This window comes from Claveliimonas bilis, from assembly GCF_020892095.1.
Classification (GTDB): Bacteria; Bacillota; Clostridia; order Lachnospirales; family Lachnospiraceae; genus Claveliimonas; species Claveliimonas bilis.
The window spans coordinates 2,769,942-2,783,621 of sequence record NZ_AP024845.1 but is presented as its reverse complement, the minus strand read 5'-3'; the positions used below and the strand labels follow the sequence as shown (position 1 = coordinate 2,783,621).

Annotated in this window: 12 protein-coding genes; 1 reads left to right on the top strand and 11 read right to left on the bottom strand. The window is 43.7% G+C overall.

Annotated elements, in window-relative coordinates:
• Positions 1-122 precede the first annotated feature (122 nt).
• From EUBC25_RS13455 to EUBC25_RS13415, 9 genes are all read right to left on the bottom strand, one after another.
• Positions 123-761: a ClpP family protease gene (locus tag EUBC25_RS13455; protein ID WP_230107611.1), complete on the bottom strand. Its 639-nt coding sequence runs from the start codon at positions 759-761 to the stop codon at positions 123-125.
• Positions 762-1,014: 253 nt separating this feature from the next.
• Positions 1,015-2,295, bottom strand: a complete 1,281-nt coding sequence (locus EUBC25_RS13450) for an O-acetylhomoserine aminocarboxypropyltransferase/cysteine synthase family protein (RefSeq protein WP_230105992.1) — start codon at positions 2,293-2,295, stop codon at positions 1,015-1,017.
• Positions 2,296-2,309: 14 nt separating this feature from the next.
• Entirely contained in the window at positions 2,310-3,083 is a 774-nt protein-coding gene (locus EUBC25_RS13445; protein ID WP_230105991.1) for a CFI-box-CTERM domain-containing protein, read from the bottom strand.
• Positions 3,084-3,092: 9 nt separating this feature from the next.
• Positions 3,093-3,824 carry a YebC/PmpR family DNA-binding transcriptional regulator gene (locus EUBC25_RS13440; protein WP_230105990.1) on the bottom strand — a complete coding sequence of 244 codons (732 nt, stop codon included), beginning with the start codon at positions 3,822-3,824 and terminating at the stop codon, positions 3,093-3,095.
• Between the two features lie 52 nt (positions 3,825-3,876).
• The gene (locus EUBC25_RS13435) at positions 3,877-4,671 is read right to left on the bottom strand and encodes a hemolysin family protein (RefSeq protein ID WP_230105989.1); all 795 of its coding nucleotides are present in this window, start codon (positions 4,669-4,671) and stop codon (positions 3,877-3,879) included.
• A gap of 27 nt (positions 4,672-4,698) precedes the next feature.
• Positions 4,699-5,046, bottom strand: a complete 348-nt coding sequence (locus EUBC25_RS13430) for a type II toxin-antitoxin system PemK/MazF family toxin (RefSeq protein WP_230105988.1) — start codon at positions 5,044-5,046, stop codon at positions 4,699-4,701.
• A gap of 85 nt (positions 5,047-5,131) precedes the next feature.
• Positions 5,132-6,301 carry an alanine racemase gene (gene alr / locus EUBC25_RS13425; protein WP_230105987.1) on the bottom strand — a complete coding sequence of 390 codons (1,170 nt, stop codon included), beginning with the start codon at positions 6,299-6,301 and terminating at the stop codon, positions 5,132-5,134.
• Between the two features lie 4 nt (positions 6,302-6,305).
• Positions 6,306-7,802, bottom strand: a complete 1,497-nt coding sequence (locus EUBC25_RS13420) for an NAD(P)H-hydrate dehydratase (RefSeq protein ID WP_230105986.1) — start codon at positions 7,800-7,802, stop codon at positions 6,306-6,308.
• A 139-nt stretch (positions 7,803-7,941) separates the two neighbouring features.
• Positions 7,942-8,592: a redox-sensing transcriptional repressor Rex gene (locus EUBC25_RS13415; RefSeq protein ID WP_230105985.1), complete on the bottom strand. Its 651-nt coding sequence runs from the start codon at positions 8,590-8,592 to the stop codon at positions 7,942-7,944.
• 165 nt (positions 8,593-8,757) lie between these two features.
• On the opposite strand from EUBC25_RS13415, the gene EUBC25_RS13410 reads away from it, so the two are divergent.
• Positions 8,758-10,680: an ABC-F family ATP-binding cassette domain-containing protein gene (locus EUBC25_RS13410; RefSeq protein WP_230105984.1), complete on the top strand. Its 1,923-nt coding sequence runs from the start codon at positions 8,758-8,760 to the stop codon at positions 10,678-10,680.
• A gap of 2 nt (positions 10,681-10,682) precedes the next feature.
• Here the strand turns inward: EUBC25_RS13410 and EUBC25_RS13405 are convergent, their stop codons facing one another.
• A complete protein-coding gene (locus tag EUBC25_RS13405; protein ID WP_230105983.1) occupies positions 10,683-11,594 on the bottom strand; it encodes a magnesium transporter CorA family protein in 912 nt (303 codons plus the stop codon).
• 18 nt (positions 11,595-11,612) lie between these two features.
• Positions 11,613-13,670, bottom strand: coding sequence for a polyphosphate kinase 1 (gene ppk1, locus EUBC25_RS13400; RefSeq protein ID WP_230105982.1), 2,058 nt, complete (start codon positions 13,668-13,670; stop codon positions 11,613-11,615).
• Between the last annotated feature and the right edge of the window lie 10 nt (positions 13,671-13,680).

The window sequence follows — 13,680 nt, the reverse complement described above, 5'->3', positions numbered from 1 at the left end:
TAATAATCTTTTGATTATAATACCATATACCATCCCTTTTCTACAATCAAAAAACAGCCCTGGAAACAGCATGACTTTATGCTCAATTCCAGGACTGATGTTTCTTCATTTTTCCGGTTTGCCTAATATAACCTTTTCCTCTCATCGATCATCTGATGAAGCTTCTTCAATGCGTCGCTTAAACCGCCCACTTCATCGATCAGCCCTTCCCGGACGGCGTCTTCCCCTTCCAGCAAAGTTCCCACATCTTTGACAAGCTGTGTTGAGTTCAGCATCAGCTTTTCAATCCGCTCCTGTTTCATATGGGAATGTCTTGCCAGAAAACCGGTAATACGGTCCTGAGTTTTCTCTATATTTCGGAAACTCTGCATTACGCCAATAAACATACCATTGGAGCGTACCGGATGGATGATCATCGTACCACTTGGCACAATGAAGGAATAGTCTGCAGATACTGCCAGAGGGCCGCCGATGGAATGACTTCCTCCCAGCACAAGAGACACCGTCGGTTTACTTAAGGATGCAATCAGTTCTGCTATAGAAAGACCTGCTTCCACATCTCCTCCAAGGGTATTTAAAAGGATCAAAAGTCCGTCTATCTCCTGATTGTCCTCGATTTCCGCAAGCATAGGGAGAAGATGCTCGTATTTCGTCGCCTTTGTACTGCCGGACACAGACTCATGCCCCTCAATCTCTCCAATAATCGTAATCAGCTTAATCCTGTGGCAGGAAGAATCTTCCTGAAGATCCAGGCTTCCCATTTCCTTGATCTGTTCATTCTTTTGTTCTGTCTCATTTCCTGTGCTGTTTTCTATACGATCGCTTATGTTATTTTGCTTACCGTTACTTTCGTTCACATTTTCCACGACAAAAAACACCTCCATACTGCTTTCCCATCAATGTACAGAAGCATTTTCCCATGTACACCGATGTTATTAGTATGGAGGTGGCTTTTCTTTTTATACTTGAAGTTTTATCCGATTTTTCCAGAAAACAGCAGGCAGTTATATCTGCTTATACCTGCGCCAGCGCCTGCTCCAGGTCAGCGATGATATCGTCTGCGTTCTCGATACCGACGCTAAAACGGATCAGATCCGGCTGAACGCCAGCTTCCAGAAGCTCCTGATCGTTCATCTGGCGGTGGGTATGGCTCGCCGGATGAAGGACGCATGTTCTGGCGTCTGCCACATGAGTTACGATTGCTGCCAGCTTCAAGCTGTCCATCATTTTTACAGAAGCTTCTCTTCCGCCTTTCAGACCGAATGTGATAACGCCGCATGTTCCGTTTGGCATATATTTCTTTGCAAGGTCATAGTAAGGATCTCCTTCCAGAGACGGGCAGTGTACCCATGCAACCTTTTCATGACCCTTCAGGTAAGAAGCAACTTTTACGGCATTTTCACAATGTCTCGGCACTCTAAGATGGAGTGTCTCCAGCCCGATATTCAAAAGGAATGCATTCTGCGGAGACTGAATGGAACCAAGATCTCTCATAAGCTGTGCAGTTGCCTTGGTGATGTAAGCGCCTTTTCCAAACTTCTGGGTATAGACAATTCCGTGATATGTCTCATCCGGTGTGGTAAGGCCCGGGAATTTTTCTTTATGAGCTTCCCAGTCAAAATTTCCGCTGTCAACAATTGCCCCGCCCACTGCAGATGCATGTCCGTCCATATACTTTGTTGTAGAATGAGTCACAATATCAGCCCCCCATTCAAAAGGACGGCAATTGATGGGAGTTGCAAATGTATTGTCAACGATCAACGGTACGCCGTGATCATGAGCCGCTTTTGCAAATTTTTCGATATCCAGCACCACCAGCGCCGGGTTGGCGATCGTCTCACCGAATACTGCCTTTGTATTTTCCTTAAATGCAGCATTGAGTTCTTCCTCACTGCAGTCCGGATCTACAAAAGTAGCTTCCACACCCATTTTCCGAATGGTATGCGCATAAAGGTTATAAGTTCCTCCGTAAACCGCAGAAGCGCATACGATGTGATCCCCCGCTTCTACAATATTCATAATGGCGTAAAAGCTTGCTGCCTGTCCGGATGAAGTCAGCATTGCTGCAACTCCGCCTTCCAGATCGCAGATTTTCGCTGCAACCGCGTCGTTCGTCGGATTTTGCAGACGTGTATAGAAATATCCGGAATCTTCCAGATCAAAAAGACGTCCCATCTGCTCGCTTGTATCGTATTTAAACGTAGTGCTCTGATAGATGGGAACCACTCTTGGTTCGCCTGTTTTCGGTGTGTACCCGGACTGGATACATTTTGTCTCTATTTTGTAATTGCTCAATTTGACTCCTCCTTCTATGAAAATAAGTATTTTTTCTCCAGCTCTTCTACCATTTCAGCATAAATCTCTCCGCATTTTTCCATCCTCCCTGTTTCGATCAGATGGACGCACTTCTGAAGATATTCCTGATAAATGTTCTCGTAAATTTCACCGGCATTTTCCTCTTTGTTAATACGGTTTACGATAGTGGGTGCCACATTGTAATACTCCTCGATCAACGCCTCTCCTTTTCTGTCTGCCGCAAGATATCTGTCCCGATAATCTCTCAAAAGATTCAGTTCATAACAGTCATCCCTCTGATTTCTGCTTGCGCACACAGCAGTTGTGATATAACACAGGCGAGATTTGAAACCGTTTTTCATCTTCTCATATTCTGACTTCTGGATTCTCATTGTCATAGGCTTGACATTCCACTTTTTGATCATGAGATCGATCAGCCTGTCGCAGGATTCGTTCCTGCTGTAGCCAAGAATCGGTATCACAAATGTCACCATGGACATATTGTAATCTACCATGAGGCCTTCCTTTTTACCTCTATTTTTCTGGACATTGATCTGACTATGAGCATACTCTGGAATTGCGCCGGACAATTCTTCTAAGACAGCGTCCTTGTCCTCGGCTTTCTCACAGACCTCAATGATCTTGGCAAGCATCTCTCTATGATTTTCGTAACATTTCTGAAATGCTTCTTCATAAAGTTTTCTTTTAAAATACTGGCGGTATTCCTGCATCTCTATGAAAAAGTCGACCAATTCTTTTTTTAATTCTCCGATATATTCCAGTTCCATAAAAGCCACCTATGCGTCCCAGTTATGGTAAACGTCCTGTACATCGTCATCGTCATCCAGAAGGTCCAGGGTTTTCTGAATATTCTGGATATCCTTTTCCTCTGTCAATTCCACCCATGTCTGCGGTATCATTGTCACTTCCGCCTGGGCCATGACAATCCCTGCTTCCTCCAGAGTAAGACGCACTGCACTGAAATCATCCGGTGCTGTCAGGATTTCATAACTGTCTTCCTCTTCTGCAAAATCTTCTGCTCCGGCATCCAGCGCCTGCATCATCAGATCATCTGCATCTCCATCGTAATCTTCCTTTGCTACAATGATCTGTCCCTTTTTGTCAAACATAAAGGAAACACATCCCGGAGTACCTACGTTTCCGCTTCCCTTTGTAAAGGCGCTCTTTACGTTGGACGCTGTACGATTCTTATTGTCTGTCAGCGCTTCTACAATAATCGCCGTTCCCCCCGGTCCATATCCTTCATATGTAATATGTTCATAATTGGCAGAGTTTGCATCTCCATCTGCTTTCTTAATATTTCTTTCGATCGTGTCATTAGGCATATTATTCGCTTTCGCCTTTGCAATGACATCCCGAAGTCTGCTGTTATTAGCCGGATCGGCGCTTCCGCCCTCTTTAACGGCTACCGCCAGCTCCTTACCGATTTTTGTAAAAATCTTTCCTTTTGCCGCATCGTTTTTTTCTTTTTTATGTTTAATATTGGCAAACTTTGAATGTCCTGACATGTTTTTCTCTCTCCTTGCATTTATCCTTTTTATTCACACTTTTTCTATTTTATCACTCCTTGGATATTTTTTCAATCTTAACTGTCTGAATTGCATTGTTGTCTACAGAAAGAACTGTGAAACAATATCCTTCATACTCTATCACACAGTGCTCATCTTCTGCCGGTATACGATCCAGCTGATCGATGAGAAAACCATTCAAAGTCTCATACTCCTCTTTATCAAAGCTGATTTTTAAACTTTCTTCCAGATCTTCCAGGTCCATAAATCCCTTTGCCAGCATAGAACCATCGGGACTTAAGGTCAGCATTTCCTCTTCCTCATCATATTCATCTAAAATATTTCCCACGATCTCTTCCAGAATATCTTCCATGGCAACAAGTCCTGCTGTCTGTCCGTATTCATCCAGTACAATTACCACATGCTGTTTTCCGGCCTGCATTTCTTTAAACAGTGTGTCAATACTCTTTGTCTCCGGGATAAATGTAACCGGGCGTATGTAATCCTTCAGTTCTTTCACTGACTTTTGCCGCTGTTCTTCATTAAAGTAGCATCTCATCGCTTCTCTAAGATGCATGGTACCTATGATCCCGTCAATATCTTCCTGATAGATGGGAAACCTGGAATGGCTCTCTTCCAGCATAAATTTCAGTGCCTCTTCCAGCGTTTCTTCTCCGTCTATCGCAACAATGTCACGCCTGTGGGTCATAATATCTCTTGCATCCTTATCCATATACCGGAAAATGTTCCGTATCAGCTCTGCCGCCTCCTGGCCCAAAGCTTCTTTTTCTTCATCATCTCCTTGAAAAATCTGTTTCATTCTCTGAAACAAACTGCCTTCTTCCATAGCTTTTCTTCTCCTGCTCCTTTGTTATTATGTATGAAGCTCAAAACTGATCTTCAGCGCTTCATCAACTTTATTCATTAGTTCTTTGTCCAGATGGCATACCATATCTTTCAGCCTTCTTTTATCAATCGTCCTGATTTGTTCCAGTAAGATCACTGAATTTTTGACAATCTGATATTTACCTGCATCAATTTCCACATGCGTAGGCAGTTTTGCCTTATTCATGCGGGAAGTAATGGCCGCACATATCACAGTAGGGCTGTGTCTGTTTCCAATATTATTCTGGATGATCAGTACCGGCCGGACTCCTCCCTGCTCTGATCCCACCACCGGACTTAGATCTGCATAATAAATGTCTCCTCGCTTTACCTGCACCTTTGTTCACACTCCGATTTGCTTAAGATATTTCTAGTATTGCCAGCTTTTTCGGATGTATTCCAAAGTATGCATCACCTGAATCCTATGCAAAATAATCCATCTGTTCCACAACTTTACCGTTCCGGATAAATTCTCTTGGTATTCGTTTTCCAAGATCACATACAAACTCATAATTGAATCTGCCGGAAAGATCACTTAACACTTCCACGGGGAGATCCTCTCCTCCGTCCGTCCCTACCAGAGTTACCCTGTCTTGGAAGGTTACCGCATCTATGTCTGTGACATCAACCATAAACTGATCCATACATACCCGTCCCAGAATGGGCGCTTTCTTTCCGCGGATCAGGACATAGCCTTTATTGGACAGACTCCTTGGATAACCGTCTCCGTAACCTACAGGTATGGTCGCGATGCGTGTTCTCCTTTTTGTCACGTATGTGCATCCATAGCTTACAGGCGTTCCGCTCTCCACCCATTTCACATGAGCCACATGACTGATCAGCTGAAGCGCCGGCTTCAGGGGAACATTCTTCTTTTCCACTTCATTGGAAGGATAAAGACCATAAGTGGAAATTCCCGCACGGACAAGATCCATATTGGCTTCCTTTACATCAATAATACCCGCACTGTTTGAGCAGTGATAATAAGGAAATGTGACCTTCCGTTCCTCCAGCTTCTCTTTCATCCACAGATAGCGCTCTAACTGCTTTTTTGTAAATGTCTTATCTGTTTCATCTGCTGTGGCAAAATGAGAGTACATGCCCTCCAATACCAGATTCGGCAAAGAAGCAATCCGGCAGATCTCTTCCACACTCTCCTCTGTAATCTGAAAGCCCAGCCTGGACATTCCTGTATCCAGTTTAATGTGGATATATGCCTTTTGATTCAATTTTTGTGCCCTCTTGGAAATATCTTCTGCCATTTCCAATGTATAGCAGGTCATACGTACTTCCTGCTCTATCATAATATCCCGCTGATCCGGGAAAATACAGCCCAGAACCAAAACCGGCTTCTTCACCTGATTTTTCTTCAATAGAACAGCCTCATCCAGAGTGGCAACTGCATATCCCCATATATAATCTTTTTCTTCCATTACATATCTGGCAATCTGCACGGCGCCATGGCCATATCCGTCCGTCTTGATCACGCCGATCATCTTCGTTTCTTCTTTGATGTTTTGCTTCATCATATCCAGATTATATTCCACTGCGTCCAAATCTATTCTGGCGCAGACTCTGCTGTATTTTTTCATACGATCATTCCTCCAGTCTTTTCAGAACAGTCCCGATATTTTCCGCCAGGTCTCTTGCAAGCACGCTGTAGCTTCCCTTCTCCCTTTTTGCCTCATCTCCTGCCAGTCCGTGAAGGTAAACACCTAGGACCGCTGCATCAAAACAGGACATTTTCTGTGCAAGAAGACCTGTGATCACACCTGCAAGAACATCTCCGCTTCCTGCCTTTGCCATAGCCGCATTTCCTGACAAATTCACAAAAGGATGCTCCCCGGGACTGAAAATACACGTGCGCGCATCTTTCAGTACACATGTAACATCATATTCTCCGGCAAACTGCTTTAATATTTCCATTCGGCTGTTTCGAAGTTCTTCCACTGATTTCCTTGTTATCCTGGACATTTCTTTCATATGGGGAGTAAAAATAAACTGACCACGGACAAGATTTTTCATATAGCGGCTGTGCGCAGATAAAAGATTCAATCCGTCCGCATCCACAACACAGGGAACCTCTACATTTTCCAGTGTTGCCTGTAAAATCCTCCGTGATTTGTCGCTGGTTCCAAGCCCGGAACCAATACTCACCACATCCGCCCATTTCAGCAGCTGCAAAAGTTCCCGTTCGTCAAAGAAATCATAACAGCGAACGATTGCCTCCGGAAGAAGCGTCTGCAGTACAGCCCGGTTATCCTCTGACGTATAGATCTGTACCAGACCTGCCCCCGTCTTATAGGCCGCCAGTGCGCCCAGATAAGCTGCTCCGGCCATTCCTTTGCTTCCGGCGATAATAAGAACCTTTCCATAAGTCCCTTTATGAGAATCCTCTCTGCGCTTCGGCAGCATTTTCGCCGCATCCTCCTGCTCCAGTGCATAGGCTACATCTCTGTCCCCCGGCATCTCTGAGACATCGACTCCTATATCCGTTACCTTTACTTCTCCGGCAAACTCCTTCCCCGGATAAAGTACACAGCCAAGTTTTTCACACTGAAAACTGACTGTCAGCTCTGCCCGGAAAGCGTCGGTTACAACCTCTCCGGTAGATGTGGAAACTCCGGAGGGTACATCTACTGCCACTTTTTTCCCCTCAGACCGGTTCATCGCCTGAATACATTCCAGGTAATGCCCTTCCACACGCCTGCTAAGCCCTGCCCCGAATATGGCATCGATAAGCAGGCTGCATTTTCTCTCCGTAAAACCTTCCTCTATGGTTCCTCCTGCCTCCCGGAAAAGCTGAATCTGCCTCTTTGTCTCTTCGGTACAATGATCAGGGTTTCCCACCATACAGGCTGATACTCCCGCTCCTCTTTCCAGAAGAAGTCTGGCGATAGCAAATCCATCTCCGCCATTATTTCCGGATCCGCATACAACACATACATCTGACAGATCTGCATCTGTTTCACATACCGTTTCTACAAAAGTTCTTGCCGCCCTTTCCATCAGGATAAGAGACGGCATTTTTTTCTCCCGTATCGTATACCCATCCGCTGCCTTCATTTGTCTTCCATCCGGCAAATATCTCATACTGTCAACCCCCTTTTTATTTATTTTATTTATATAGAACAAAGAATCCGCAACAGGAAACGAAGTTTTCTATTGAAAAAGCGTGTAAAGAAAGCCTGTCCTTCCGCACACGCTTACTTCACACGCTGTCATATCCCCGCTATTTTTCAGCCCTATGTTCCTCGTTGTAACGGCTGATATTATAGGATAATCTCATCAGACTTTCCGATAAGTGTACATTTTCCACGATCACGTTATCCGGCAAATTCAGATCTGTATGGGCAAAGTTCCAAATCGCCTTTATCCCATAGTCCACCAGCTGATTTGCCACTTCAATTGCCTTTGCTTTAGGTATGGTGAGGATTCCGATCTCAATATCACTGTTCTTCATAAAATCTTCCAGCTCATCCATCATATAAATAGGCACTCCACGAATTGTCATTCCCTTTAAAGTAGGATTAACATCAAAAATGCCTTTTAATACAAATCCCCGCTTTTCAAATCCTGCATGATTCGCCAGAGCATGACCCAGATTTCCTGCCCCGATGATGATCATTCCATGTTCTTCCTCCAAACCGAGGATCTTTCCTATCTCTGTATAAAGATATTTCACATTATATCCATATCCCTGCTGGCCAAATCCGCCGAAATTATTTAAATCCTGCCGAATCTGGGATGCAGTTACCTGCATTCTCTTACTCAGATCATTTGAAGAGATACGTTCCACCCCATTTTCAAGCAGTTCTCCTAAATACCTGTAATATCTTGGGAGCCTCCGTATGACTGCCTGCGAAATTTCTCTGCTTTCCACTCTTTTCACCTTCCCAATCTTTTTCTGTCTACATTATATAGAATTGTTTGTTCAAAGTCAAATTTTTGTTCGGAAAACTTTGGAATATTAGATTTTATATAAAGAATTGCAGAAAATTGACACCTTCACAAATCACCGATATAATAGTCCCGGAGGTATATATTTATGATACTAGCATGTCATTCAATTGAAAAAGCATTTGGTGAGGATGTCATTGTAAAAAACGGCTCCTTTCACATAGAAGAATATGAAAAAGCAGCACTTGTTGGGATCAACGGGGCTGGAAAATCAACAATACTGAAAATGATCGTGGGAGAACTGCCACTTGACGGCGGCAGCATTACTTTATCGAAAGGAAAATCTCTTGGCTATCTTTCCCAGCACCAGGATCTCTCCGGAGGAAACACTATTTACGAAGAAGTACGCACTGCCAAAGCGGAGATCATATCACTGGAAAAAGAGATCCGCCGAATTGAACAGGAAATTCCCAACCTTGCGGGCGAACAACTTACTGAGCGTCTGAATACTTATCACCGTCTGTCTGACCGGTTTGAACGTGAAAATGGCTATGCCTACGAAAGTGAAATTGTGGGAGTACTCAAGGGGCTTGGTTTTGACGAAGAAGAATTCTCCAAACCGGTAGACGCTCTTTCCGGCGGTCAAAAAACACGTGTAGCATTAGGCAAACTTCTTCTTACAAAACCGGATGTCCTTCTTTTAGATGAGCCTACCAACCATCTGGATCTTAATTCGATCTCCTGGCTGGAAACTTATCTTCTGAATTATTCCGGTGCCGTGCTTATCGTCTCCCATGACCGCTATTTTCTCAATAGAGTAGTAACAAAGGTCATTGAAATTGAACAGGGTTCCATTATGACCTACCTTGGCAATTACACAGATTACTCCCGTAAAAAGCAGCAAATCCGTGAAGCAAGGATGAAAGAGTATCTCAATCAGCAGCAGGAGATCCGCCATCAGGAAGCCGTGATCGAAAAGCTCCGCTCTTTTAACAGGGAAAAGTCAATCAAGCGTGCAGAAAGCCGGGAAAAAATGCTGGAAAAAATGGAACGCATAGAAAAGCCTGCGGAGCAAAGAACAGATATCCATCTGGTGCTGGAACCTTCCTGTGTCAGCGGAAATGATGTTCTTTCCGTAGATCACTTAAGCAAATCTTTTCCGTCCCAGCCCCTTTTTGAAAATGTCAGCTTTGAAATCAAAAGAGGCGAACATGTAGCGGTAATCGGAGATAACGGAACCGGCAAGACAACCCTCCTTAAAATCCTGAACCGGGTTTTGCCTGCTGACAGCGGAAGCTTTACACTTGGGACAAACGTGCATATCGGATACTATGACCAGGAACATCATGTTCTTCATATGGAAAAAACTATATTTGAAGAAATTTCAGATGCATATCCTTCTCTTACAAACACGGAAATCCGCAATATGCTGGCTGCTTTCCTCTTCACGGGGGATGATGTTTTTAAGCTTATCGGAGATTTAAGCGGCGGAGAGAGGGGACGTGTTTCCCTGGCAAAGCTTATGCTTTCGGAAGCAAATTTCCTCATTCTTGATGAGCCTACCAACCATCTGGATATCGCCTCCAAAGAAATTCTGGAAAACGCTCTGAATAATTACAAAGGCACCGTCCTCTATGTGTCCCATGACCGATATTTCATTAACCAAACGGCCACCAGGATCCTGGAACTTGTAAACAAAACATTTGTCAACTATATCGGCAATTATGACTATTATCTGGAAAAGCGGGAGGAATTGACTGCCGCATACGCGTCAGTTCCATCCTGTGATAATGCCCCGGCTGCCGAAGCAGCCTCCGAAGCCAAGTTAAGCTGGCAGGAGCAAAAAGAAGAAAAGGCACGGGAACGGAAACGACAGAATGATCTGAAGAAGACAGAGGAACGCATAACTTCTCTGGAGGAACGAGACGGACAGATTGATGAGCTGATGACGCTGGAGGAAGTATATACCAATTCTATACGCTGTCAGGAACTTGCCAGAGAAAAAGCTGACATTGCAGCTGAATTGGAAGGATTATATGAAAAATGGGAGGCTCTCGCCTCCCAGGAATAAAATCAGAGAATTTTTTTCTTTTTAAAGATTAAAATACAGACAACAATAACGATCAAACTTAGTGCAATAACGCCGGGATATCCGTTTTTCAGCTCCGGCATATTTTCAAAATTCATACCGTACCATCCGGTGATTAAGGTGAGGGGGAAGAAAATGGTGGACAACACAGTCAGAAACTGCATATTACTATTCTGTTTTGCATCCACCTGTGCCTGATACAGATCCCGCACCTGCTGTGCGTATTCCAGCAAATGGGCAGTCCTCCCCATCAGCCGGTCTGCCCGATTGGAAAGTGTCCCGAAATATTTGAGCTGTTTCTTGGCGAAAAATCCATTTTCATTTTCCTCAAGCTCTGTTCCCATATCCATCATTTCATCATAATAGCCGCGAAGTGTCAGAAGTTTTCTTCGTATCGGCATCAGTTCCCTCTGGAAATTTTCAATTTTCCCCTGCATGACGTCTTCTTCCATGCGCATAAGGATTTTCTCATACTGCATCAAAATTTCCTGATCTCTGCTCATAAATTCAGCAATAAAATTATATATGAACCGTTCCTTTGTTTCTCCTTGATGGGTCTTTTTTCTTTTGATCCTTCGGATCAGCCTCATAGAAAAATCTTCATCATCTACAAGTACAACATGATCTTGATTCACAAAAAAGTAAATGCGGTATCTGCTTCCAAGCACGTCCAAAAGCCTGGGGATACAAAGTGTACCCGCCAGGCATTCCTGCTGTGTTTCCAGTTTACAAAATCCTATCTTGTTGGTCTGTATTTCATTTTCATACTGTATACCTGCCAATTCCAAATCCCGGCGGGCATTTTTGGAATCAGTGAGAAATACAGCCGGAGGCCTTGTCTCCTTCCATGTTTCTGTCTCAATCTGCTCCAGCCTCTCTCCGAGTTTCCATATCATTCTACCACCACTCTTATCTTACATTTGTCCTGCCTTTTCGTAAGCCTCCTCATAAAAGTATTCCTGTGAGTTTACTTTAACTGTGTCAGGATCCTCGATGCGAACAAAAAGGTAACTGCCGTCAGCCGTTTCGTGCCGTGCCTTCTGATTGTCCCTCAACATAAGATCAAACATAGCCTGAAGTCGTTCTTTCAGATTCTGCTGCTGCACAGGCGCCGCCACTTCTACCCGGCGCACAGTATTCCGAGTCATAAAATCTGCAGAGGCAATGTAATATCTGGCCCGCTCGCCGCATCCGAAAATATAGATTCTGGAGTGTTCCAGAAATCTTCCGACAATACTGATGACACGGATATTTTCTGTTTTTCCCTCTACCTGTGGAACCAGACAGCAGATACCGCGAATCACCATATCGATCTTCACTCCTGCTTCCGACGCTTCTATCAGTTTATCAATAATTTTTTTATCTGTCAAAGAATTTAACTTTAATCCGATATAAGCCGGCTGTCCTTCTTTTGCCTGCCTTATCTCTTCGTCCATCATTTCCAGGACCCGGGACTGAAGGCATTTTGGCGCTACTAAGAGGTGACTGGAACTTTCCACAGTCTCACCTTTTGACAACGCCTGGAATACAGCTGATGCTTCCATGCCAATATCCGGATCTGCCGTCATAAGAGAAAGGTCTGTATACAGTCTGGAGGTCTTTTCATTGTAATTTCCTGTTCCGATCTGAGTGATATATTCAATCTTTCCTTCATTTTTTCTCGTGATGAGACAGAGTTTGGAGTGCACCTTATAGCCTTCCAGACCATAGATCACCTGACAGCCTGCCTCTTCCAGACGTCTTGACCATTCGATGTTATTTTCCTCATCAAATCTGGCACGCAGCTCTACCAAAACAACAACTTCTTTTCCGTTTTCCGCTGCTTCCACCAATGCCTCAACAACCTTACTTTGTTTTGCCAGACGATAGAGTGTCATTTTAATGGAAATCACGTTTTCATCCTCTGCCGCCTCATTTAGCATCCGGAGGAACGGACGAATGGATTCATAGGGATAGGAAAGCATTTTATCCGACTCTCTTATCTGCTCTATAATTCCTCTTCCATCTTCAAAAGAGGAAGATTTCTGTGGCGTGCGCTTTTCAAAAAACAATTCCGGGTTCTTTCTTAGCATATCCTGGATTTTAGAAGAAAAAGACAGATCAAGGGGTGTGCTTTGACGAAATACTCTGGCTTCCTCTAAATCAAGGTATTTACAGAGAATACCTACGATATCTCCGTCCATCTCCCTGGACAGTTCCAGCCGGACCGGAGAAAGTTTTTTTCTTTTTTTAATTAAATCTGCCATAAATTCCCTATAATCCAAATCTTCATCATATAAGGCGTCAGCATCTATATCTGCATTTCTCGTTACGCGGATCAAGGATTTGGCCCTGATCTGATAGCCTTTAAAAACTCTCGGCATGTAATGCAGAATCAGTTCTTCAGCCAGCATATATGTTCCTGACCTGTCCGGAACTGCAATCAGCCTTTCTACCATGCTATTTGTACAGGGAATGATACCGATCCTCTGCTTCTTACTCTTTGTTTCCAAAACAGCTACCGCGTAAATTTCTTTATTTCTAAGAAACGGAAATGGCTGACGCTTTCCTACTACGGTAGGTGATATTAAAGGCTCAATCTCCATGGCAAAATATCTTTCCATATACTCACTTTCGCTTTTTTCCATACTTCTGAAATCCGTAAGGGAAAATCCCCACTCTTTCAGACGTGACATCAGTTCTTCATAAACTTTGTCACGGCGTTCATTTAATATATGAACTCTTCTCAAAATTTCCTCAATCTGCTCCTTTGCAGTCATATTGGTCTTATTATCTTTGATTTTTTTGCCAAGAAGGCTTTGGTCCTGCAAAGAACCAACCCGGACCATAAAAAATTCATCCAGATTAGTCTGATAGATAGACGCAAAAGAGAGCCTTTCACACAAAGGGACCTCTTTATTCTCCGCTTCCTCCAGCACTCTTTCATTAAATTTCAGCCAAGATAACTCTCGATTCATATATACATTATCCATTTCTCTTCAT